The organism is Spirosoma fluminis, assembly GCF_054778895.1.
Map to the genome: position 1 here is coordinate 22,912 of NZ_BAAGZD010000041.1, position 24,074 is coordinate 46,985.

The 24,074-nt window shown below is 52.8% G+C and carries 18 protein-coding genes; 15 read left to right on the forward strand and 3 right to left on the reverse strand.

Annotated features, from left to right (window positions below; all coding sequences use genetic code 11):
• The gene (locus ACYVBJ_RS21955; RefSeq protein ID WP_460984446.1) at nt 1–3,339 is read right to left on the reverse strand and encodes a UTP--glucose-1-phosphate uridylyltransferase; all 3,339 of its coding nucleotides are present in this window, start codon (nt 3,337–3,339) and stop codon (nt 1–3) included.
• A gap of 62 nt (nt 3,340–3,401) precedes the next feature.
• Complete coding sequence (locus ACYVBJ_RS21960; RefSeq protein ID WP_460984447.1) at nt 3,402–4,361, reverse strand: UTP--glucose-1-phosphate uridylyltransferase; 960 nt, start codon at nt 4,359–4,361, stop codon at nt 3,402–3,404.
• Between the two features lie 251 nt (nt 4,362–4,612).
• Here ACYVBJ_RS21960 and ACYVBJ_RS21965 point away from each other — a divergent pair, with 251 nt between their 5' ends.
• Nucleotides 4,613–4,774 (forward strand): lmo0937 family membrane protein, encoded by a 162-nt coding sequence (locus tag ACYVBJ_RS21965; protein WP_460975664.1) that lies wholly within the window; start codon nt 4,613–4,615, stop codon nt 4,772–4,774.
• 100 nt (nt 4,775–4,874) lie between these two features.
• Here ACYVBJ_RS21965 and ACYVBJ_RS21970 read toward each other — a convergent pair whose 3' ends face one another.
• On the reverse strand, nt 4,875–5,705 hold the full coding sequence (locus tag ACYVBJ_RS21970; RefSeq protein ID WP_460984448.1) for a CvfB family protein: 831 nt from the start codon (nt 5,703–5,705) through the stop codon (nt 4,875–4,877).
• Between the two features lie 334 nt (nt 5,706–6,039).
• On the opposite strand from ACYVBJ_RS21970, the gene ACYVBJ_RS21975 reads away from it, so the two are divergent.
• The 14 genes from ACYVBJ_RS21975 to ACYVBJ_RS22040 all read left to right on the forward strand — a co-directional run bounded on the left by ACYVBJ_RS21975 (nt 6,040) and on the right by ACYVBJ_RS22040 (nt 24,059).
• A complete protein-coding gene (locus tag ACYVBJ_RS21975) occupies nt 6,040–6,855 on the forward strand; it encodes a lytic transglycosylase domain-containing protein (protein ID WP_460984449.1) in 816 nt (271 codons plus the stop codon).
• A gap of 212 nt (nt 6,856–7,067) precedes the next feature.
• Entirely contained in the window at nt 7,068–7,883 is an 816-nt protein-coding gene (locus ACYVBJ_RS21980) for an MlaE family ABC transporter permease (RefSeq protein ID WP_460984450.1), read from the forward strand.
• Between the two features lie 62 nt (nt 7,884–7,945).
• A complete protein-coding gene (locus ACYVBJ_RS21985) occupies nt 7,946–8,701 on the forward strand; it encodes an ABC transporter ATP-binding protein (protein WP_460984451.1) in 756 nt (251 codons plus the stop codon).
• A gap of 113 nt (nt 8,702–8,814) precedes the next feature.
• Nucleotides 8,815–9,843 carry an MlaD family protein gene (locus ACYVBJ_RS21990; RefSeq protein WP_460984452.1) on the forward strand — a complete coding sequence of 343 codons (1,029 nt, stop codon included), beginning with the start codon at nt 8,815–8,817 and terminating at the stop codon, nt 9,841–9,843.
• A 455-nt stretch (nt 9,844–10,298) separates the two neighbouring features.
• The gene (locus ACYVBJ_RS21995; protein WP_460984453.1) at nt 10,299–11,438 is read left to right on the forward strand and encodes a FecR family protein; all 1,140 of its coding nucleotides are present in this window, start codon (nt 10,299–10,301) and stop codon (nt 11,436–11,438) included.
• 186 nt (nt 11,439–11,624) lie between these two features.
• Nucleotides 11,625–15,062, forward strand: a complete 3,438-nt coding sequence (locus ACYVBJ_RS22000) for a SusC/RagA family TonB-linked outer membrane protein (protein ID WP_460984454.1) — start codon at nt 11,625–11,627, stop codon at nt 15,060–15,062.
• Nucleotides 15,063–15,081: 19 nt separating this feature from the next.
• Complete coding sequence (locus ACYVBJ_RS22005; RefSeq protein WP_460984455.1) at nt 15,082–16,641, forward strand: SusD/RagB family nutrient-binding outer membrane lipoprotein; 1,560 nt, start codon at nt 15,082–15,084, stop codon at nt 16,639–16,641.
• Between the two features lie 88 nt (nt 16,642–16,729).
• Nucleotides 16,730–17,188 (forward strand): RidA family protein, encoded by a 459-nt coding sequence (locus ACYVBJ_RS22010; protein WP_460984456.1) that lies wholly within the window; start codon nt 16,730–16,732, stop codon nt 17,186–17,188.
• A gap of 42 nt (nt 17,189–17,230) precedes the next feature.
• Nucleotides 17,231–17,959, forward strand: coding sequence for a carbohydrate-binding family 9-like protein (locus ACYVBJ_RS22015; protein ID WP_460984457.1), 729 nt, complete (start codon nt 17,231–17,233; stop codon nt 17,957–17,959).
• 29 nt (nt 17,960–17,988) lie between these two features.
• Nucleotides 17,989–19,209: a selenocysteine synthase gene (locus ACYVBJ_RS22020; RefSeq protein ID WP_460984458.1), complete on the forward strand. Its 1,221-nt coding sequence runs from the start codon at nt 17,989–17,991 to the stop codon at nt 19,207–19,209.
• A gap of 25 nt (nt 19,210–19,234) precedes the next feature.
• On the forward strand, nt 19,235–20,482 hold the full coding sequence (locus ACYVBJ_RS22025) for an amidohydrolase/deacetylase family metallohydrolase (protein ID WP_460984459.1): 1,248 nt from the start codon (nt 19,235–19,237) through the stop codon (nt 20,480–20,482).
• Between the two features lie 51 nt (nt 20,483–20,533).
• A complete protein-coding gene (locus ACYVBJ_RS22030) occupies nt 20,534–22,333 on the forward strand; it encodes a PQQ-dependent sugar dehydrogenase (RefSeq protein ID WP_460984460.1) in 1,800 nt (599 codons plus the stop codon).
• A 25-nt stretch (nt 22,334–22,358) separates the two neighbouring features.
• Nucleotides 22,359–22,817 (forward strand): RidA family protein, encoded by a 459-nt coding sequence (locus tag ACYVBJ_RS22035; RefSeq protein WP_460975651.1) that lies wholly within the window; start codon nt 22,359–22,361, stop codon nt 22,815–22,817.
• Nucleotides 22,818–22,835: 18 nt separating this feature from the next.
• Nucleotides 22,836–24,059 carry an aminotransferase class V-fold PLP-dependent enzyme gene (locus tag ACYVBJ_RS22040; RefSeq protein WP_460984461.1) on the forward strand — a complete coding sequence of 408 codons (1,224 nt, stop codon included), beginning with the start codon at nt 22,836–22,838 and terminating at the stop codon, nt 24,057–24,059.
• The last annotated feature ends 15 nt before the right edge of the window (nt 24,060–24,074 follow it).

Sequence of the window (24,074 nt, forward strand, 5' to 3'; positions counted from 1 at the left end):
TTATTCAGCAAAGAGGCATAAAGAGGCTACATGGTCTTTGCTGCCGTCCGTCACCCAAGAATCCAGTTGAGCGGGGTCTTTTAACTGCTGCCCGCGGTATCGGGGCACTTCAATATAGCCACACGCCACATCAGCCAGTGCCGACATATCGCTCCACAATTTCTCAATCTGCGCAACGGGGTAAATATCTTCCTGCCCGTGTCCCCAGCGGTATTTTACGTCTTTGATGGTCACATAAGTGGGAATCCGGTGGGCCACGCTACGTACCGCTTTTGCCAGTTGGGCCTCATCACCGGTTTGCAGATCGGCGCGGGTCAGGCCAAACAGCTGAAGCAGCGGATCAACCTGAATCCAGGTTGTATTCGTGTTGTAATAGCTAAGATTAAGCTCGTCCTCTTCGCGAGGCTGCGCCAGGCCTTCTAACAGGCGGATGGTCCCATTTACGCGGGCTAATCCGCCCCCACGGTCTTCAATTCGTCGGGGAACAACCTCGAACGTGAGCACATTCCCCGAGGCAAGATGATGACCCAACGCTGCCGGATTGACATCCGCACCCAACGTGTCGATGTTATGCAACATGATCGTTTCGACCTGCGGATACTCGGCGAGTAACTTGGCCAGCGTGCCGTTACGTAACAGATTCGATACCTCATACCAGTGACCCAGTGGCGAAAACCGTTGAGCCGCGATGTTATCGACGTAGTCAGTCCCCTCGCCTTTCGATTTGGCCCACGAAATCATGGTCTGCCGAACGGCATCCCGCACTTTCTGCTTGTTCTCGTCGAGCGTTTCCTGCGGCATTTCTTCCCACATGAACCGCAAATCACGCTCCATCGGCACGAATCGCTGCCCAATCGAACGGCCCGGCGACAGCAAAGTAGGTCCCTGGTAACCAAAGTTGCTCGTTTGTGCTAACTTCTTCCGGATCGGCTCGTGGGTCAGGTAACTAGTCGCGATAAGGTGCGGAAGGACGGCTCCGTAACGTTCGGCTACTTTGCGCGTTTTGGCCAGGTGTATTTCCAGAAAACTTCGGTGCACACCATTTATCTCGACGAAGGGATTGATGGCTTTGATTACCCCGGCCCCTTTGGTCCAGCGGCTGCCAACACCAGCGGCCAGACTCATAACAGCCACTTTACCCGCTTGAATAGCGGCTTCACCCGGTTGAAGGGACGAGGCTAACGCTTCGAGCTGAGCAATCTCGTTGGGCTGCACATCCTCAATCGACGTTTCGGCCGGTAGGCGGTTGCGCGACAGACCAATACGCCCTTTTTGCAGCTCTTCGCGAATTTCCTCATGCTGAATGTAATCGAAGCCGTTCTCTTTCTTGATCCGATCGGCTTTTTCGTTCTCAGCACTCCGGTTGCCCTGCGAGGTTGGGTCAGACACTTTGAACAGGTTGCTGACAATGGTCCGCAGCAAGGGATAGGCCTGATTGTTCTGCTCGCAATACGTAGTAAAGTAGTCGATTTCGGCCCGGCGAACATACGGTATCGAAGCCGGATCTTTTCGCACCAACTCCGATACGTGGATGCCGTAATACTGCTCCGGCATTAAGGCATCATTCCCTTCGTGCAGATTGGCCCAGGTGCCTTTTGGATTGATACTCCAATTGTATACCACCGGCTCCATCGCAAAAGGCAGTGAGTCGGACAGTTCGTTCTTTGTTTTTCGGAGAATGTCCAGCACCTGCATTTTGTAATCCTCGTACCGAGCCGGATTGACAAACATGCCCATACCGCCCCCCGACATACCGCCCAGCATCAGAAAACCATAATAATCGTCGCCAAACTGTTTTTTAGCTTTGGCAATAATCTGCTCCGTGAAGTAAGTCGACGCCCACGGAATAATGGTTTTGATGGGTCCTTCCCAGTTACGGGCCGTGTTCGCGCCCAGCTTCTTGATGTCACCTTCCTGAATGGCACCCAGAATATTGTCGAAAATCTGATTCGTTTGCTGGCGGGCTACCCATTCGTGATCGCCCCGGAGCAGGTACTTTTCGGTGACCATCTCCAGAATCGGCCCTACGTTGGAGGCCATACCGCCGTGCATCAACACCAGCGAATTCATAATTTTCGCCTGAATCTCGGGATGCACAGCTTCACCGGTCAATACGCGGTGGCGGGGTAATAAGGTGCCTCGACTGATGCCGTGTTCCGGATCACCTTCCTGGGCGAAGGTGCCCTGAATGGCTTTAATACCTGGCCAAACCCCACCCGAGTCCTGCCAGCCACCACCCGACCCACCGATCCACTCGCCCAGAATAGCCCGCGAAGCCACCAACCGACGTTCGCTTTCGTCAAGCCCACCTTCCAGATTTCGGGTCTGTCCCGTTGCTCGCATCAGCAAGCTAATGATCGAACCCAGCAGGTTGGTAGAAACCGCAAAGCGCGAGCCCTTCGGAATGTCATTTACTTTGGTCACCAGTTCAATTCCCATCCCCGGCGCTACAATCCGGGCCAGAATATCAGCCAGCGACTGGTTCGTGCCTTCAAACGAGGGCGGAATGAGTCCTGAGGCAATCACGCCCGCTTTGACCAGGCTCAGGTAGTCGTTCCCAAAGTTGAACAGATCGGCCAGATCATGCACGTCTTTAGTCGTGTTCAGGTCAACGCTGGTCAGCCGCAGCACCGGCTCGGAGATAACCCGCACGTAACAATGCAAAGGCGGGCGAATGTCTTTATCACGACCGAATACGCCGAGATCGATCGAAATATTGATGACGCGGGCCCCTTCGGGATAATCCATCCCCAGGAAGAAAATATCCGACCACCCGCTATGGGTTAAATCCATCCGGACGGACGTCTGCTCGTGCAGGATGGGGTAAAAAAGCGAGTTGTCGGATCGTTGGAGCAGCTTAGGATGGATGCGGATCGGGTGTTCGTCCCGATGCCCAACGCGGAACATCCACTGATTGCCTTTGCTCGACCGAACGCTTTTCCGAACCTGATCGGCCAGAATCTGGAACGACAGATGGTGATAGCTATCGGCCAAAGCGCTGAATAACGTAGCGTTCGGGCCGTGTTTGTCCAGGTCCTGCAAGAACGTAGCAATGGCCTGCTCAAACCGACGGGCCAGCAAATCTTCGAAGCCCGCGTACGGTATTTTGCCGATAGCCGGTGTCTCGGTAGCCTCCATCAGGAAAAAGCGAAAACCAGCGTATAAGAACAGAATGGCTCTGACTTTATCGTACAGATTCGGCGTGGACTTCCGAAAATCGTCCAGTTCACGCAGGGCTTTCAGCAGATTATGAGTAGATAGATTACGACTTAAGTCAAAAAAGGATCGGTTACGAGCAGCGGGGTCAGTAGACGTAATTGTTTCTATGAAAACATTCATGTTGCCTTTTTCTATGTATCAAACACAAGAAGCCCTTCCAGACAGAGGGACTCTGTTTTACCTCATTGAACCACCTGCGCTTTTCGCGTATTGGCTTCGGCCAACAGCTCGACCATAGACGTCAGCGTTTCATCATGCGCTTCCCCCGCCAGGCCAAGCGCCATCTGCGCCCGCAACAGCCCGTTACGTCCGCTTAAGTCGTAGCGATTTCCTTTCACCTCCAGCGCCAGGTATGTTTCCGTATCGGCCAGTTCCTGTAATGTCGGCGTCAGCGGGGTATTCGCACTTCCCTGCGCAATGTGTTTCTGTAGAATAGCAAAAACGGTGGGGGTTAGTACGTGCATGCCGAAGAAGCAGAGGTAATAGCCAACGCGCAGACCAGGGGTCTGGAGTTCAAGCTCGGCTACGCTCAGGGACGGTTTCTCGATCAGTTTTTCGATCTGATAAACCCCCATTCTGTTCGGTACGTGTTTACCCGTCAAGGTGCCGTAGCGACCGATCTGATGCTCGATGGTCGGGTTAACAGCCGACACGGAGCAGTTTTCCTGGGTAGCCAGCTCAATCAGTTGGGCAGCACACCGCTTGTTGGTCAGGTTTGATACGTATAAGTAATCGCCCAGCAGCAACAGGAACGGTTCATTCCCCACAAACTCCCTGGCGCAATACACGGCATGACCATAGCCTAATGGCTCAGGCTGCTCGGTAAACTGAACCCGGCTGAGCAGATTATCAATCTTATCGGCCTCTTCTCTGGCCCAGTCGACGCTTTTAAACGATTTAACCAGGTTATCCCGCAGCGACGTAAAGGCATTGATATAACGTTCACCGTCGCCAGGAGCACCAACGACGCAGATTTCGTCGATGCCGCTCAGAAAAGCTTCTTCAGCAATGGCCTGAATAACGGGTTTGTATAATCCATCGATATCGATAACCGGCAGCATGGCTTTCTGAATGGTATCGGCTACCGGATATAATCGTTCTCCGCGGGCAGCTGCGGTAATCACGGCTTTTCTTACTTTCATTTTTAACGTGAATTGGGCCGCCGAATATACTGGTAAATGCGCCCGCAAACCAACCAGACCTTAGCCCCCGGCCCATTTTCACCCTGTACGGGCTAGATAAAACAAGGATTTTTCAAGCCTTTGAGTCGGTGGTAAACTCCCCATTTAACGGGTCGGAACCGGGCGGGTTAGTAGATTCTGAAAACCAAATGATGGTGCGTTGGTTAGTTGCTTGTAATACACCTAATTAATTCAATAAACCAATAAACGTTATGGGTAATCTGCTGTATACTATAGCCGTGGTGCTGATCATCATCTGGCTGCTTGGTTTTTTAGGCTTCAATAGTTTCGGTCTTGGCGGTATCATTCACGTCTTGCTGGTCATTGCGGTTATCGCCATTATTCTGCGTCTGATTCAGGGCCGCAGCGTTTAGCGACCAGAACCTGTTTTCACCAAAAAGCCCGCTTCTGGATGGAGCGGGCTTTTGTTTTTACGTAGCGTATATAGTTTACAGGCAACACAGTGCGCTCTCGCTACACCAGGCGAATACCCTTTTCTTCGATGACAATTTTCCGTTCTTTATAGAGCGTTCCGACGGCTTTCTTGAAGGTTTTCTTGCTCATCTCCAGCGTTTCGTAAATCTGTTCGGGGGGGCTGTTGTCGGTCAGGGGCAGAAATCCGTTTTCCGCTTTGAGCGTAGCCAGAATGCGTCGGGCGTTGGGCTCCACATTCTCAAAACCAGTACGTTGCAGACTGACATCAATGCGATCATCGTCCCGAATATTTTTGATATATCCAATCAGCGGATCACCGGGACGTACCGTTCGGAAAATCTCGTTGGCGTAAATCAGCCCTTTATGGCGATTGTTGATGATCACATTCACGCCCAGGTCGGTAGTTTCGTAGGCCAGCAACTGCACCTCTTCGCCGACGTACAGGTCGCCCGCATCAGGATCTAAAAAGCGGCTTATCTTACTCGACGCCACGAGTCGGTTGGTTTCTTCATCCAGATACATGAACACGACGGGCCACTGCCCAACCTGCATTGGCCGACTTTGTTCGCGGTGCGGCACGAGCAGATCTTTTTCCAGGCCCCAGTCCAGAAAAGCTCCGGCGCTGGTCACGGCCACCACCTGCAGCGCAGCAAACTCGTCGCGCTGAATGGCGGGGGTCAAGGTGGTTGCGATGGGCCGATCTTCGGAGTCAGTATATACGAAAACGTCGATCTCATCGTCAACGTCCAGCGTATCGGGCACGTATTTGTTGGGCAGCAGCACGTCATTGCCCTGCTCATCGCCCAGAAAGAACCCAACGCTGGTTTCGCGCAGCGCGACTAAGGTATTTATTCGTCCAATTTCAATCATAAGCGTTCCTGATCCAGCCGACAGCTTGTGCCGGAGGTTTGCGGCTACAAAGGTCGGTTTTTTACGCTGACCCACCACTAGTTTATCCGCATTCGCCCGACGTGGTCCTACCCGGTTATCAGAAATTTATTTAAAAATCAGGGTATTAGATTTTTCCGTGAAAACTCCTGAGACTCAATCAGTTTTTGACCTCGCTCGTCACCAGCCTACTATCATATCAACAAACGTCATGTATTATATTGATTATCAATGCACTATATATATTCTACTGGCGTTATAGACTCAGTACCATCTATTTTTAGTTTTGCTTATACGTGTTGGATTTTCAGTATTAATGGCCGCCCTTCGCCCGGCTGTCACAGTTGCCGCCAAGATTGCCCCCTCACCAATTTCTCACGCCAATTCGAGTTCTTTCGGTGTTATTGCCCAGCCCGACGCAACCGGGTCAATGCTTCAGCCCCAGTCCAGCATCATGACATCCCTGGTGAAGCCGGTTGCCGATGCGCCCGCCCTTCCTCTGCTCGATGTTAACTTCTGCGGGGAGTGCTTACCGCTGGATCAGACCGATGTCGTTGACCGGTGGAAACATGTGTTTACGTTGTTCCGCAGTCAGGCCAGAGACCTGGGAAATCTTCGCCAGAAAGCCGATGCGTTTTTTCCGATCATCAATCCCATATTAAAAAAATACGACATCCCCGACGACTTCCGGTATATACCACTGGCTGAAAGTGGCCTGCGGGCCAAGGCCGTTTCGCGGGTTGGCGCGGCTGGCTACTGGCAGTTGATGCCCGGAACGGCCCGTGAGCTAGGGCTGAAAGTAGGTGGTCGGGTTGATGAACGCTTCAATGTTCACAAAGCAACCGAAGCGGCCTGCCAGTACCTGCGAAAACTCTATGACCAACTGGGTTCGTGGTCGTTAGTAGCTGCGGCTTATAACGCCGGACCGAGCTATTTGAAGAACCAGCTGAAACGGCTGGATCACCGTGATTATTACCGGATGCGGCTGCCGCGCGAAACCCAGTATTATCTGTTTCGGGTGCTGGTGTACAAAGAAGTGTTGTCACGTCTCAATGATTACTCTTCATTTTTAGCTCCATTGCCGCAAACGGCTTATTATCCCTTGTCAGCGACGCTCCAGCGGGCGAGTTAATCCAAGCGTCTAGTCCCGAGAGCCCGGCCTGCCAATTCGTATTGGCAGGCCGGGCTTTTTTTAGGACAATACTGCTATTCTATCCCACAAACTAAGTTAACCAACTGGCTAACAGACGTAGTACGGGTAAAATTAAACTACCAACGTACAAATCAGTTATACCCTTACATGAAGCCGGGTTAATACCTGGCCCCACTACATTAAGCCGCTAAATGCAGTCTGATACCACCAATCCTCAAAAATCAACATCCGATCGGCCCGTTGTCGGTCGCCGGCTGGATGCAATCTTTCTAAATTTAGCCGACGTAGGCTCCTTCGTTGGCCGCTTCTTCCGGGAAGTGTTTTTACCTCCCTACGAGTTTAAGGAAATTATCCGGCAGTGCTACGAAGTCGGCTATCGGTCCCTGTTGCTCATCTCTACCACGGGTTTCATCACGGGTATCGTCTTTACCAACCAGTCTCGACCGTCTCTATCGGAGTTTGGCGCTACGTCGTGGCTGCCGTCGCTGATCGCGATTGCCATTGTGCGGGCGTTAGGGCCGCTGGTCACAGCCCTGATTGCCGCCGGAAAAGTAGGGTCAAGCATCGGGGCCGAATTGGGGTCGATGAACGTAACAGAGCAGATCGACGCCATGGAAGTGTCGGGAACCGACCCATTCAAGTTTCTGGTAGTCAGCCGCGTACTGGCAACTTCCTTTACCATTCCGATCCTGACGATGTACACGATTTTTGTAGCGCTCATGGGCGCGTACATCAATGTCAATCTGAACGAGCAGACCAGTTTTACATCGTACATCCAGGAGGTGTTCGGGGCCGTTACGTACCTCGACATTTTTGCGTCCCTGCTTAAATCGATTGTGTTCGGCTTCACAATCGGCATGGTAGGCTGCTATAAAGGGTATCATTCCTCAAAGGGAACCGAAGGCGTGGGGAAGGCCGCCAACTCTTCTGTAGTTACGTCGATGTTCCTGGTCTTTATCGAAGAATTAATCTCCTTACAGATTGTAGGGGCAATACGGGGTAGTTGACAAGCCATCGGGTACTCATTCCGGATGATTTTTTGCTGCTTCTGATTACTCATTACACTGCCATGACACCAACCAATGAACCAGTTATTACCATTCGCGGGCTGCGTAAATCGTTCGGCGATTTACACGTGTTGCAGGGGGTAGACCTGGACGTAAACCGCGGAGAAAATGTAGTCGTGCTGGGCCGCTCAGGTACCGGAAAATCCGTTCTGATCAAAATTATCGTGGGCCTGCTCCAGCCCGATGCGGGTATCGTTCGGGTATTAGGCGAGGATGTAGAACGTCTGCGGGGTCGTGAACTGGATGCGTTCCGGCAAAAAGTGGGGTTCTCGTTTCAAAGCAGTGCTCTGTACGATAGCATGAGCATTCGCGAAAACCTTGAATTTCCGCTCGTACGAAACATCCGGAATCTGAGCCGGGCCGACATCGACCGGGCGGTTGAAGAAGCTCTCGACGACGTAGGTTTGTCGCAGACCATCAACCAGATGCCATCGGAGCTGTCGGGTGGCCAGCGGAAGCGGATCGGCATTGCCCGCACGCTGATTCTAAAGCCCGAAATTATGCTTTACGATGAACCTACCGCCGGCCTTGACCCGATTACCAGTATCGACATCAACAACCTGATCAACGAAGTGCGGGAACGCCATAAAGCTACATCTATTATCATTACGCACGATCTCACCTGCGCCAAAACAACCGGTGATCGGGTGGCCATGCTGCTGGACGGTAAATTTGAGCGGGTCGGTACGTTCGATGAGGTATTTGCAGATCCCGACGAGCGGGTTCAGCAGTTTTACAATTACAATTTCGTGAATTAATCACCTGTTTCAGGTAGATCAATTTAAGTAGAGTGAGCAGGTTACAGTAAAACATTTTGCGCACTTCAACAATTACACCTACTGCACTTACACCACCATTATATCCGATTCGAATGAGTACTGAATCAACAAAACGCTCCGTTGTCGTCGGCATTTTTATTCTGCTGGGGATTGTCATTTTCATTGCCGGAGTCTTCGTGTTGGGTGGCCAACAAAAGCGTTTCACCAAAAGCATTCAGATTATTGCCGTTTTTAAAGATGTGGCCGGCCTGAAAGCGGGCAACAATGTCTGGTTTTCAGGCGTCAAAATCGGCACGGTTAAGCGAGTGAGCTTTTTCGGAAACGCCCAGGTAGAAGTAGACATGAACATTGAGCAAAGCTCTCAGCAGTATATCCGTAAAGACGCCAGTGCTACCATCAGTTCAGATGGACTCATCGGCAATAAGATTGTCGTAATTACCGGTGGCACGCCCAACCACCCCGAGGTTGAGGAAGGTGATCGGTTAAAAACGCAGGAAGCACTGAGTTCCGATCAGATCATGACGACGCTTCAGGAAAATAACCGCAACCTGCTTAAGGTGACCAACGATTTTAAAGCGCTGGTTGGCAACATCAGACGCGGGAAAGGAACCGTCGGGGCGGTATTGACCGATTCGATGGTCGCGCTCAACTTCAAACGCGCGATGCAGAACCTCGAACGGGCTTCGGAAAATACGGCGAACGTAACGCGCTCAGTTTCGCAGTTCGCGGGTAAACTGAACACGAAAGGCACACTGGCGAACGAACTGGTTACCGATACCGCCGTATTTCGCCGGTTAAGCCGCTCGGCCAATCGACTCGAAAGTGCCGCCAGTTCCGCCGACCAGACCGTCAGCAATCTCAACCGCACCTCGGAGAACATAAACCGGGCTTCGGAAAAACTAAACAATACCAACAGTCCGCTGGGTGTGTTGTTGACCGATCAGGAAACGGCTACCAACCTGCGCAATACGTTACGTAACCTGAATCAGGGCACTGTGCTGCTGAATGAGGATTTGAAAGCGGCTCAGAATAACATTTTGTTACGTGGTTTTTTCAAGAAACGCGCGAAGGAAGAAGCCAAACGCAAAGCGGATAGCACAGCAGCGGCCGCAACGCCTTAAGCTTTGCATGAATAAAAGGCAGTGCCTGTTTTTGGTGCCGGTTGGCCTCAGGAGCAGGCACTGCCTTTTTTAACAACGTTACGGTTTCTCCACCCAATCTACGATTCTTCTCATGACAATGGGTTGGCTACGTACGGATGTAATGCAGGGGCAGCCAACAGAAAACCTCTGTATGATCAGACTAAAATCACACTATGTCATCCCGACCAAAAGAGGAAAGACAAAAAATGAACGTAATCAGGTGGGATTCACGTCTTCTGCCGACAATCCCTTTTGATTGACTAAAAGTTAGTTACGGTTGTAATCGCATACGTCCAATTGACATCGTTTCTTCCACCTAAAGGCTCCACCAGGCATCATTTATAAAATTTTTCAAAATATTCTTTTCCAAAGAGAGTATTCACCGCTACGTCCTGCATCTTTCCTTTAACAAAGCGAAAGTATCATTGGCGTTTATGCACGAATACAGAGATTTTGAGCCCGAAGAATTAGCTGCTGATACTTCATTTCAACGTTGGAAACTTTTTGATAACCCCATTGACAAGGCATTTTGGGAGCAGTGGCTGCTCGGCAATCCGGACCGGAGCGAAGTCGTAGACAAAGCGTATCACTTGCTGGTTACGCTGCACACTGATTACAAGCGGCAGATTGACGAGGGCGAATCCATCTCGAAGCAGGAAGTAAAGCAGGAAATTGTCCGGCTCCGGGAAGCCCTCGACCTACCGAAGCGGCATGCTGTTCAGTCTGGCTGGTGGCAGTTTACGCCGGTTCGATACGGCATGGCGGCCAGTTTTCTGGTCTTGATTAGCTTGCTGGGCTGGCATCTGTTTTTTTCGGCCTGCGCGAAGCGTGAGATTACGTATGCCGAACTCGTTGACCACGCGGCCAGCTCCCTGACGGAGGTCAGCAACGCAACGGGCGAGCCTCTGCGGGTGAGTCTGCCTGATCGGAGCACCATTCTGCTGTCCCCCAAAAGCCGCGTGAGTTACGCGAAATCGTTTTCGGGCCGTAAACGGGAGGTGTATCTGTCAGGCGAAGCGTTTTTCAGCGTCATAAAAGACCCGACCCGGCCCTTTTACGTACACAGCAATCGGCTGGTTACGAAAGTATTGGGAACGAGCTTTATTGTGCAGGCTTACGAAGGAGCGAAACAGGCCCGGGTAATTGTCAGAACGGGTAAGGTATCGGTTTATCCGCAGAGCCGGGCGACGGCAACGAATTCAGTGAAAGAGTCAAAAGCCGAAGGGGTTGTCTTAACGCCCAATCAGCAGTTGGTTTTCTCACCCGAGGAATCGAGGTTGGTAAAGAGCATCGTCAAAAAACCGGTCCTGCTCGCGCCATCGGCTCCGAAACAGCTCTTTACGTTCCGTCGGACGCCCATTGCGGAGGTGTTTGCGACACTTGAGCAGGCTTACGGTATCCGGATTGTGTTCGACGAAGACCTGATGCGCGATTGTTACCTGACGGCAGCCCTGGCCGATGAACCGCTGTACGAAAAGTTAACCCTGATCGGGCATACGATCGACGCGACGTTTGAGCAGCTGGACGGATACATCATTATTCACAGTAAAGGCTGTAAGCCGCGAACGTACTAGTTCCCTAACAACCACTAAACTAACCGATTGCCTATGCACAGCATTACCTCGCCCCAATAAAAAAGAGTCGAAAATGCGCCAACATCTTCGACTCCGAATGTCCCTCATGTATTGCCTACGATGATGTCCGCAAGCCGGACCAGGACTCCTTTTTGCCGAATTGTGAACCCGACAAAAGCCAAAACTATGTCAAAACGAATACAGTTTCAAACGACATTACAGAAAATTATGCACGCTGGCCTTTATCAAGTCTTCCTGGCTGTGGCCTTCGTTTCCCTGGCGCACGCCGTTGACGTCAGCGGCCAGAAAGTACTGGAGCAGAAGGTGACGCTTCGGCTCACCAGTGCCGACGTCGAAACGGTGCTGGAGCGAATTGAGCAGGTTGCCCGCGTTAAGTTCATGTATAACCCCCAGATTTTTGGGGGCAGCCGCAAGCTTTCCTATACCTTCCGCGAAGAGCCGCTCGGTCAGATACTCACGACCGTACTGGCTCCTTATCAGGTTGGTTACGACGTATTTCAGGAACGGATTATCTTAAAACGGCAGGAGAGCAGGCTGGAAAGTAAAGTTTCCGATCGGGCGGAAGTTCCCAAACGAAAAATAACGGGTACTGTACTGGATGAAAAAGGGGCACCACTGCCCGGTGTTAGTGTGGTGATCAAAGGTACGACGCGTGGGACCAGCACCATCGCCGACGGTACGTTTGCGCTTGATGCTCCCGAGGAGGATGCGGTACTGGTCTTCAGCTTTGTAGGGTACAAACGGCAGGAAGTACCCATTGGCAACCAAACCAGCCTGGCCGTAAATCTGGAACCCGAATCCAGCACATTGAGTGAAGTGGTTGTCACGGCTTTAGGTATCTCCAAAGAGAAAAAAGCCCTGGCCTATGCCGTTTCCGAAGTAAAAGGCAGCGAGTTTACGCAGGCCCGCGAAAACAACGTAGCGAACGCCCTGACGGGTAAAATTGCGGGTGTGAACGCTACGGGTATGTCGACGGGTCCGGGCGGTTCCAGCCGGATCATCATCCGGGGAAACGGCTCGCTGAACGGCAACAACCAGCCCCTGTACGTCATCAACGGAATGCCCATGGACAACAGCATTCCCGGTGGCGGCACCGCGTCGGATGGTAATGGCATGAACGTCGACCGGGGCGATGGCATTGGTGGGATCAACCCCGACGATATTGAGTCGATCAGTGTCTTGAAAGGCGGTCCGGCTGCGGCCCTGTACGGTGCCCGGGCGTCGAACGGCGTTATTCTGATTACGACTAAGAAAGGGCGCGGCCAGAAAGGCCTGGGCATTGAAATAAACAGCACGACAACTTTCGAAGACATTGCCGTGATCCCAAACTGGCAGTACGAATATGGCCAGGGCCTGGACGGCAAAAAACCCACAACCCTGACCGAGGCTAAAAGTACCGGTCGCCTGTCCTACGGTGCCCGGATGGATGGTCAGCCCACGATTCAGGTTGACGGCCAGCTTCACCCCTACTCACCTCAGAAAGATAACCTGAAGAATTTTTACCGGACTGGCAGCAACTATATCAACTCGGTAGCCTTTACGGGTGGTAACGAAACCGTCAACTTCCGGCTGGGCCTCAATAACACCAGTTCGAACAGTATTGTCCCGAATTCGTCGTTCACCCGGCGTATTGCCAACCTCAACCTTAATGCGTTTCTGGGTAAAAAACTGAGCATTGAAACGGTGTTTCAGTACAATCTGGAAGAAGGTATAAACCGCCCAAAGGTGGGGTATGCGGATATGAACCCGCACTGGGCTACGTACCTGATTGCTAATACGGTCGACATTCGTTCGCTGGCTCCGGGTTATGATCCAGTGACGGGTAAAGAAGTGGAGTGGAACCCCGTACCGGCCGCACCGAACCCGTATTTCGTGGTCAACAAGTTCAAGAACGACGACCGGAAAAATCGGTTTCTCAGCCAGGGAAGCATCCGGTACGACATTCTGAATAATCTGTCCATCAAGGGCAGCGTCAGCCAGGACTACTACAGCTTCCAGTCCGAATACGTCCAGCCGACCAACAACGCGTTTCAACCCCTCGGTACGTATGACGCCCGCAAAGTGATGTCGTCGGAAACGAACGGGATGCTAACGCTGAACTACAACACGAATTTCCTGAAAGACAATCTGAGCTTCTCGGCTTTACTGGGCGGCAACGCGCAGCAGTCCATGTATGACCAGACCCAGATTGCGGGCAGCGAATTTACGGTTCCTTACTTCTACAGTTACACCAATCTGGCCGCTTCGACCACGACACCGACGTACCTGAAAAGTGCGATCAACTCCATATTTGGCTCGGTGGACTTTGGGTATAAAAACGTAGCGTACCTGACCCTTTCGGGTCGTCAGGACTGGTTTTCGGTGCTGAATCCGAAGAGCAACAACATCTTCTACCCCTCCGTCGGCGGCTCGTTCATCCTGTCGGATGCGTTCCAGTTGCCCAAGGCGATCAGCTTTGCCAAGCTCCGGGCTTCCTGGGCGCAGGTCGGTGGCGCTACCGTAAATGCGTACCAGATCTACCAGTACTACTCCATGCAGCAGGGCGGCCACAACGGTCGGCCGGTGCAGGTCCTATCGTCGTCACAGGTTCCGAACCCCGACCTGAAACCATTGACCTCTACTACGTATGAGGGCGGTATCGAAGCGAAATTCCTGAACAACCGCCTGGGTATTGACCTGACGCTGTACAACCGAAAAACCACGAATGATATTGTAACGACCAACATCGCGGTGTCTTCGGGCTATACTTCGGCGCTGCTGAACGTAGGCGAACTGAGCAACAAGGGTGTTGAGCTGCTGCTCACCGGAACGCCCATCAAACAGAGTAATTTCAGTTGGGATGTGAGCTATAACATGGCGTACAACCGAAGCAAGATCGAACGGCTGGCCGAAGGGCTGACCGGCATCGACATTGGCTCCGGCGTAGGCGGTGGCCTGGTCCGTAACGTATTGGATCGACCTTACGGAACCGTCTGGGGGTATCGGAAGAAAACCGATGCGGGCGGTAACGTCGTCTTCAATCCGGCCAGTGGGTACGCCGTCCGGGGTGATCTGGAAGAAATCGGCCAGGGCACGCCACCGCTGACGATGGGGATTACCAATAACTTCCGGTACAAGAACTTCTCGCTGAATTTCCTGATCGACGGCAAATTCGGCAGCATCGTGTACTCAAACCTGTACCAGTATGCGTATCGCTTCGGCTTGCCGCAGGAAACCCTGCCCGGTCGCGAAACCGGCATCACCGTAACGGGGGTAACGCCGGAAGGAGCTCCCTTCACCAAAACCTGGAAGAAAGAAGAGGTGGATACGTATTACGACAACGACAAGAACTACACGGCATTGTTCATGTTCAACAACGACTTCGTGAAGCTTCGCCAGGTTGTTTTGAGCTATAATCTTCCGGTTAATAAACTGTCGTTTCTGAAGATTCAAAGTGCATCGATCTCGCTGGTTGCCCGGAATCTGGCTATCCTCTACAAGGACAAAAAGAACCAGTATTTCGATCCGGAGTCGAGCTACACCAGCACGAATGCCCAGGGTCTGGAAGCGTTCGGTGTTCCCAGAACCCGTAGCCTGGGCGTGAATCTAATGGTGAAATTCTAATCACGTAATTCTCTGAACCATGAAGCGTTTGATTCAAAAGATACTCTGTTCGGCTCCATTATTTCTGCTGCTGTCGGCCTGCGACAAAGGCTTTGAGGAAATGAACGTAGACCCCAATAAATATTCTCAGGTTGTTCCCCAGTACCTCTTTACCAGAGCGCTGCTGGATGGGGTAAGCACCAATTTTACGGGGGCGGCTTACCTGACCATCGGTCAGTCGATGCAGCATTTCGCTACGTATAAAGAGGTGCCTGCGGCCGGTGATAAGTACTTCAATTACAACTATTCGACCGCCAGCTGGGATGCCTTCGCGGGTACTGCAGCCGGACAAGGTTCGGTGATTTCGATTAGTCAGGTGATTGATGCCGTATCGGGAAACGCTGCCAATGTAAACAAGCTGTCGGCCGCCCGCATCTGGAAAGCGTACCTTTTCCACCGGCTGACCGATCTATACGGCGACATCCCGTATTTCGACGCGGGGAAAGCCTTGGCTAGTAAAAATTACGCGCCTAAGTACGATACGCAGCAGGTTATTTATGCCGATCTGCTGAAGGAACTCGACGAATCGATTGCCGCCTTCGACCCGGCCAAAGTCACTTTCGGCAATGCCGATCTGATGTACGGTGGCGACATTACCAAATGGAAGAAGTTTGCCTATTCGCTGATGCTTCGTTTAGGAATGCGCTTAACTCAGGTTGACCCGGCTTTGGCGAAAACCTGGGTTGAAAAAGCCATTGCCGGTGGGGTTATCCTCGATGACGCCGACCGCGCCGTGATTGCCTACGTAGATGGGTCGCAGATTGCCAGCCGTAATTTCATCGCCAACGGATTGCTCAGCACGGATTACATTACGCCGGGTGGCGACAACGTAGAGGGCGGCAAACTGGCAAAAACGCTGATCGATTACCTGAAAAACACGAAAGACCCCCGGCTGAACGTCATTTCGATTGTCTGGACAACGACGGATAACAAAACGTTTACCGCCGATACAACAACGGCTCGCCAGAGTGGTATGCCCAATGCGGCCTTCAACAATCTGCCCGCTAACTTCAACTCGTTCTCGGAACCAAATCCCAATACGTTGCTGAAATACAGTGCGCCGTTGGTTGTGCTGGGCAATGCGGAAACGAACCTGCTGCTGGCCGAAGCCGCCGTGCGGGGCTGGTACAGTGGCAGTACGGCCGAAGTGGCGTACACCAACGCCGTGAAAGCGAACATGCGGCAGTGGTCGCTGTTTGGTACGGGTGGTGTCATTTCGGATGCGAAAATCAACGCGTATCTGGTTGCCAATCCGTACAAAGGCGGAACGGTGGCCCAGCAGATTGAGCAGATCAGCACCCAGAAATGGGTTTCGCTTTTCCTGGAAGACGAATACGAGATCTTCGCCAACTGGCGACGTACGGGCTATCCGGTACTTACCCCAACGAATTATCCCGGAAACCTTACCGGCGGCCAAATTCCAACCCGCTTTGTGATTCCCGATTCGGAAGGTATTTACAACAATGCCAACTTCGTTGAAGCGCGGACCCGGCAGGGTGGCACCAATACCCTTTCCAGTGTCGTCTGGTGGGACAAGTAAATTCTGGCTTTTTCTGACTATTACCAGTACCCTCTCCCCTCTCCTCGCCGGGCGAGGGTACACTAACTCATCCGTTCATTAAACCGTCATGAAAGCCGAACGCCGATCCCTCTTAAAACGCCTTTTCGCATCCGTAGCCAGTCTGACCGGACTTACAGCAAGCTCAACTGCACGCGCCGAATCGCTGACCCGAAGCCAACTCGTTGATCTGGACGCGCAGCCGGACAACCCGCTCTATTCGAGTTCAACGAAACTGGGCAATCTGGTCTTCATCCAGGGCATCGGTGCTCACTTTGAAGGCGACGTAAAAGCTCATACCGATCACGTACTCAAGGAAATGGAGAAAGAGCTGGTGAAAGCGGGTTCGTCAATGCAGAAGGTGTTGAAGGTTGGTGTTCTGCTCCATGACCCCAACGATTACAAAGCGATGAACGAGGTGTACAAAGGCCGCTTTGGCAACAAACCACCCGTCCGCACCACAGTAGGTGTACGGTCGGGCGTACCGAACAAATCGCTGGTTGAAATGGATTGCATTGCCTTTATCTGACGCGGATTTCTTCTGTTTTGCGATTAATCAGTTACTCCAGCCATGAACCGAATCTGTTGGGCACTCCTTTTTCTGGCCTTGTATCAGTGCTACGTAGCCCCACATGCCTACGCGCAGGAGAAAGACTCGTCGGCAGTTCACATTCGCAAAACAGAAGATTTTCAGGTCAACGGCAAAGGCGATCACCTCAATTGGACAAAGACGCCCTGGCTACCAATTTCAATTCAGGAATCGGCGGGGAGCATGCTGACGACCAATACCAAACTGCTGTACTCGGTCACCGGCCTCTACGTATTGTTCCAGTGCGAAGACCAGAAGCTGACGGCAAGTATTGAGGAAGATTTTACCGCTTTGTTCAAAGAAGACGTAGTGGAGGTGTTTATCTGGCCCGACCCATCGGTGCCGATCTATTTTGAATATGAACTGTCACCCCTCAATTACGAACTGGCAATTTTGGTACCGAATATCAACGGGCGATTTAACGGATGGAAGCCCTGGAATTACAAGGGCAATTCCAGAACCCAGCATGCGACCAGCGTACAGGGTGGCGACAAAATCAGCCAGGCAACCATCAGCGGCTGGACAGCCGAGGTGTTTATTCCGTATCGGCTGCTGGCCCCTCTCGTTCAGGCACCGCCCACGCCGGGCAGCCGATGGCGGGGTAACCTGTACCGGATTGACTACGACAAAGGCTACACAACCTGGTCGTGGCGAAAAACGAGTGGCAGTTTCCACGAATTCGACAAATTCGGAACCTGGATTTTTGACTAATTATCTCTTTGTTTCTCTCTCCTGTAATTATGCTCAATCGTAGAAGTCTCATCAAGCGTTTGTCGGCCCTGCCTTTGTTCGGCGGCTTTTTAGGTACGGCCACACCCTTCGGATCTGCCGTAGCCGCTCCGGCGCTGGCGGCACGTAACGTGGTCAAAGAGTTAGGCATCCGGACGTTCATCAACGCGGCCGGTACGTATACGGCCATGACCGGCTCGCTCATGGAGGACGATGTCGTTGATACCATCCTGGCTTCGTCGAAGGAGTTCATGATGCTCGACGACGTGCAGACGAAGGTTGGCGAAAAGATTGCCGCCCTGACGCACGCCGAGTCGGCCGTGGTATCGGCCGGTTGTTTCTCGGCCATGACGCTGGGCCTGGCCGGTGTCCTGACGGGCATGGATCAGAAAAAAGTAGAGCAACTGCCGCACCTCGAAGGCACGGGTATGAAATCGGAGGTGATTGCCCAAAAAGCGCACGACATTGGGTACTCCCACGCCCTGACCAATACCGGCTGCAAGATCATCCCGGTAGAGACAATTGAGGATGTCGAAAAAGCCATCAGCGACAGAACCGCCCTGCTCTGGTTCCTGAACATCCAGTCTGACAAAGGCAAGATTACGCACCAGCAGTGGGTGGCGCTCGGCAAAAAGCACAACATCCCAACCATGATCGACATTGCCGCCGACGTACCGCCGGTCGAGAATCTCTGGAAGTTCAACGACATGGGCTTCGACCTGGTCTGCGTATCGGGTGGGAAGGCGATGCGCGGCCCCCAAAGTGCGGGTCTGCTGATGGGCAAGAAAAAATACATCGCAGCCGCCCGGCTCAGCATGCCCCCCCGCGGCTCAACCATTGGCCGGGGCATGAAGGTCAACAAGGAAGAGATTCTGGGTATGTACGTCGCCCTGGAGAAGTTCGTGAACCTGGACCATCAGAAAGAATGGAAAATGTGGGAAGAGCGAACAGCGCACATCGCCAACACCGCCAAGTCGGTGAACGGCGTATCGGCACAAACTTTTGCGCCGGAATTGGGTAACCACACCCCCACGCTACATATCTCCTGGGCGGCCGACAAAGTGAAAATCACGCCCAAAGCGCTCCAGGAGCAGCTACGCAACGGTAATCCGTCCATCGAGGTAGTGGGTGAACCCGCAGGGATCAGCATCACGACCTGGATGCTGAAACCCGGCCAGGAAAAAATCGTGGCCGCTCGTCTCAAAGAAGAATTTACCAAAGCGTCGGCCTAGTATAATCCGTCAATTCGCAGCACCTATGCGTACCCTATATTCCTATTTTATTGCGCTTGGTTTACTTGGCAATTCGGTCTGGGCTCAGTCCTACACGATTGTCATCAAAGGCGGGCATCTGATCGATCCGAAGAATAACATCAACGCTCTGATGGACGTAGCGATTACCGACGGCAAAGTTGTAAAGGTCGCCAGGTCAATCGACGCCAAACAGGCCAGGCAGGTTGTCGATGCCAAAGGTATGTACGTAACGCCCGGCCTGATCGACATTCACGGCCACGTTTTCCACGGCACCGAACCCGATCACTACCTCAGCAATGGGCTGGTGGCGGTTTCTCCCGATGGATTCACGTTTCGGGTAGGCGTAACGACCATCGTCGATGCCGGAGGAGCGGGCTGGAAATCCTTCGAGACGTTCAAGCAGAACGTTATCTATCCGTCAAAAACGCGGGTACTGTCGTTCATGAATATTGTCGGCGAAGGCATGCGGGGTGGTAAATTCGAGCAGGACACTGCTGACATGGACCCGAAGATGGCGGCTAAAGTGGCCCTCGAAAACAAGAACGATGTCGTCGGCTTTAAGGTGGCTCACTTTCAGGGACCAAGCTGGGCCCCGGTCGATCATGCCGTTGCAGCTGGTAAACTGGCTGACATGCCCGTGATGATCGACTTCGGCGGCAACACCCCCCCGCTCCCCCTCGCTGACCTTTTCCTCAAACACCTGCGGCCGGGCGACATTTTCACCCATGCCTATACGCTGCTGGAAGGCAATGTTCGCGAGACGATCGTGGATGAAGCGACCAAAAAAGTAAAGCCGTTTGCCTGGGAAGCCCGCAAAAAAGGCATTGTGTTCGACGTGGGCTACGGTGGAGCTAGTTTCAACTATTCGCAGGCCATTCCGGCGGTAAAAAGTGGGTTTTATCCCACTACCATCAGTACCGATCTGCACACGGGCAGCATGAACGGCTCCATGAAAGACATGCTCAGTATCATGTCCAAATTTCTGGTGATGGGTATGAACATGCCGAGCGTCGTGAAAGTCAGCACCTGGACGCCCGCTCAGGTCATCCACCGCGAAAACCTGGGCCATCTGTCAGAAGGCGCTATCGCTGATGTCGCCATTTTCAGTATGCGAACCGGCAATTTCGGCTTTTACGACAAAACGGGCTACAAAATGGCGGGCAAGCAGAAGCTGGAATGTGAGATGACCATCAAAGGCGGTAAGGTAGTCTATGACCTAAACGGCATTGCCAACCCCATTGTGACACGATGAGGAGATGAGACAGCGTTCCCGGCTTTACCCATTCATTATTCCCTCCCTTCTATGACCTCTAAAGTTTACGCCAAAGGATTAGTCCTGACGCTGGTTGCCTTGGCTGGTTTTGTCCAGCGCGAATCCGGCAACGGGTTACCCGCTCAGACGGATGAAAACGGCGGTCTGTTCCTGCCCGATGGGTTCGAGGCTACCGTTGTCGTTGACAGCCTGCCCGGCCGCGCCCGGCACATTGCCGTTAACGACAACGGCGACATCTACGTAAAAGCCCGCTTCGCCCGCGACCAGGGTGAGTCGGTTATCGCCCTCCGCGATACCAACGGCGATGGTCGGGCCGACGTAATCAAAACGTTTGGCGGCAACGCGCGCGAACGGGCCTACGGCACGGCCATGCGGATTTACAACGGCTACCTCTATTTCAGTTCCGAACTATACGTGTACCGCCAAAAACTGACGCCCGGCAAATTGGTACCGGAGGAGCCAATGGAGGTTGTTCTGACCGACGATCATAAGCACGGCATGCACGAGCACATTGCCAAGCCCATTACGTTCGACGACAAAGGCAATATGTACGTACCGTTCGGGGCGGCCTCCAACGCCTGCCAGGAAACGAACCGTATGCCCAGCTCACCCGGTATCGACCCTTGCCCGATGCTCGAAGATCACGGGGGAATCTGGCGGTTCGATGCGAACAAAATCGGCCAGACGCAGAAAGATGGGTATCGCTTCGCCAGTGGCCTGCGGAGCGTAGTAGCCATGGACTGGAACCCCGAAGACAAAAACTTGTACGCCCTTCAGCATGGTCGCGATGATTTGCTGATGCTGTGGGCAGGGGTGTATACTTCCTGGCAAAGTGCCGTGTTGCCCGCCGAAGAGCTGTTACTCGTTAAAGACGGTATGAACGCCGGGTGGCCCTACTGTTACTACGATCAGATTCAGGGCAAGAAAGTCCTCGCTCCCGAGTACGGTGGCGACGGAAAAACCGTCGGCCGCTGTGGTGACTACGAAAAGCCGATCATCGGTTTCTCTGCTCACTGGGCTCCCAACGACCTGCTTTTCTATCAGGGCACAACAGCGAAAAATGGCTTTCCGGAGCATTATAAAAACGGGTCGTTCATCGCCTTCCACGGCTCGACCAACCGCGCTCCCTATCCGCAGGCCGGTTATTTTATCGGCTTTGTCCCGGCCAAAAATACTGGCGCACCAACGAGCGATTGGGAGGTGTTCGCCGACGGTTTCGCTAAAGTCGACCCGATCGTTAACGTCAGCGATGCCGTCTACCGACCCATGGGAATTTCGATGGGGCCGGACGGTTCTCTGTACGTAGCGGAAACCGAAAAAGGCAAAATCTGGCGCATTACGTATAAAGGCGATAAAACCAGCTTCGGCAAGGCGCAACTAGCGCAGATGGATAAACGTAAGAGCATGTCCAACATCCGTGATCCGGACCTGATAGCCGACAATCTGGATAAAGGCAAGCCGGTTGCGGGCGGCAAAGTGTACGGCGTTTACTGCTCGGCCTGCCACCAACGTAACGGCCTGGGCGACTCGCAGCGGTTTCCGCCGTTAGCGGGCTCAGAGTGGGTTACCGGCGACAAAAAGAAGTTGATCACCGTTCTGCTGAAAGGCCTGGAAGGCCCGATTGAAGTAAAAGGGCAGTCGTACAACAACGTAATGCCGCAGCACAGTTTTCTCAAGGACGAAGACATTGCCGAAGTGTTGACTCACATCCGAAGCAATTTTGGCAACGCAGCGGATGCTGTCACCGCCAGTGAAGTCACGGAAGTCAGAAAGAGTATCGACAAGAAACCTACAGATAAGCCTAAGGGCGCAGTTAATCGTAAAAAGTAACCGTTTAATTTTCAATTATTCTCTCATGAAAGCAGAACGCCGTTCCATCCTTAAGCGTCTTTTCGCATCTGTAGCCGGAGTTGCCGGTCTGAGCACCGCAGCCAAAGCCGTAGCTGAACCAGCCGCCGAAAAAGAAGTCTTCAACGTAGTCAATCATCAGGATGTGCCCTTGTTTTCGGGCTCTACCAAGCTTGGCAACCTGGTCTTCGTTGCCGGAAAAGGCTATCATAAAGAAGGTGACATTAAAGTCCATACCGACGAAGTTCTCAAAGAGCTGGAAAAAGAACTGATCAAAGCGGGCTCCTCGATGGAGAAAGTTTTGAAGGTAAGCGTGTTCCTGCACGATCTGAACGATTACAAAGCGATGAACGAGGTGTACAAAGGTCGGTTTGGCAGCAAGCCCCCCGTTCGTACCACGGTGGCCGTGTACGGTGGCGTTCCCGGCGATTCGCTGGTTGAAATGGATTGCATTGCCTATATCTAACCCGTACCGACAACTTCTATGTTAAGCCGACGTAAACTCATCAAGCGCTTGTCGAGTGTTCCCGTTCTCGGTGGACTACTCGGCGGTGGCTTACCCTTAGCGGCTACCGAAGCGCTGGCAGCCGCTCCCAAACGCGACTTGTTTAAAGAGCTGGGCGTACGGACGTTCATCAATGCCGCCGGTACGTTGACGTACATGACCGGTTCACTCATGCCCGACGAAGTGCTCGATGCCATCAATTACGGAGCCAGAGAGTTTTGCCTGCTCGACGAAATTCAGGATAAGGTAGGCGCGAAGATTGCCCAGATGACGCATGCGGAGTCGGCGGTGGTTACCTCCGGAGCTTTCTCGGCGATGACGCTGGGGCTGGCGGGTATCCTGACCGGTATGGATCAGAAGAAGGTCGAAAAACTACCGCATCTGGCCGGTACCGGCATGAAAACAGAGGTGATCTGCCAGAAAGCGCATGACATCGTCTACAACCACGCCTTGACCAACACCGGCTGTAAGATCATCCCGGTCGAAACGGCCGAAGACGTTGAGAAGGCCATTAACGAGCGGACAGCGCTCATGCACTTCCTGCACATCGAAGCCGATAAAGGCAAGATCATGCACGAAGAATGGGTGGCGCTCGGCAAAAAGCACAACATCCCGACCTCCATCGACATTGCTGCCGACGTACCGCCGGTCGAAAACCTGTGGCGCTTTAACGACATGGGCTTCAGCTTCGTGGTGATTTCGGGCGGGAAGGCGATGCGTGGTCCGCAGAGCGCGGGGTTGCTGATGGGCAAAAAAGACATCATCGCAGCCGCCCGGCTTCACATGCCTCCCCGCGGTTTTAATATCGGCCGGGGTATGAAAGTCAACAAAGAAGAAATTCTGGGTATGTACGTGGCCCTGGAGCGGTTCATTAACCAGGATCACGACAAAGTCTGGAAGAGTTGGGAAGAGGGTATTGCGCACGTTGACAATGCCGTCAAGTCGATCAATGGGGTAAAAACGGAGGTGAATGTTCCACCTCTGGGTAACCACACCCCTACGCTACGTATTGCCTGGGACCCGACCAGGCTCAAGATCACCAGCAAAGATTTGCAGGAAGCCCTGCGGAAGGGCGACCCCTCCATTGAAGTCGGCGGTGGTGGTCCGAGTAACATTAACGTTACGGTCTGGATGCTGAAACCCGGTCAGGAGAAAATCGTAGCCAAGCGCCTGAAAGAAGAGCTTTCCAAAGTAGCCGTTTAACATTATCCTTCCAAA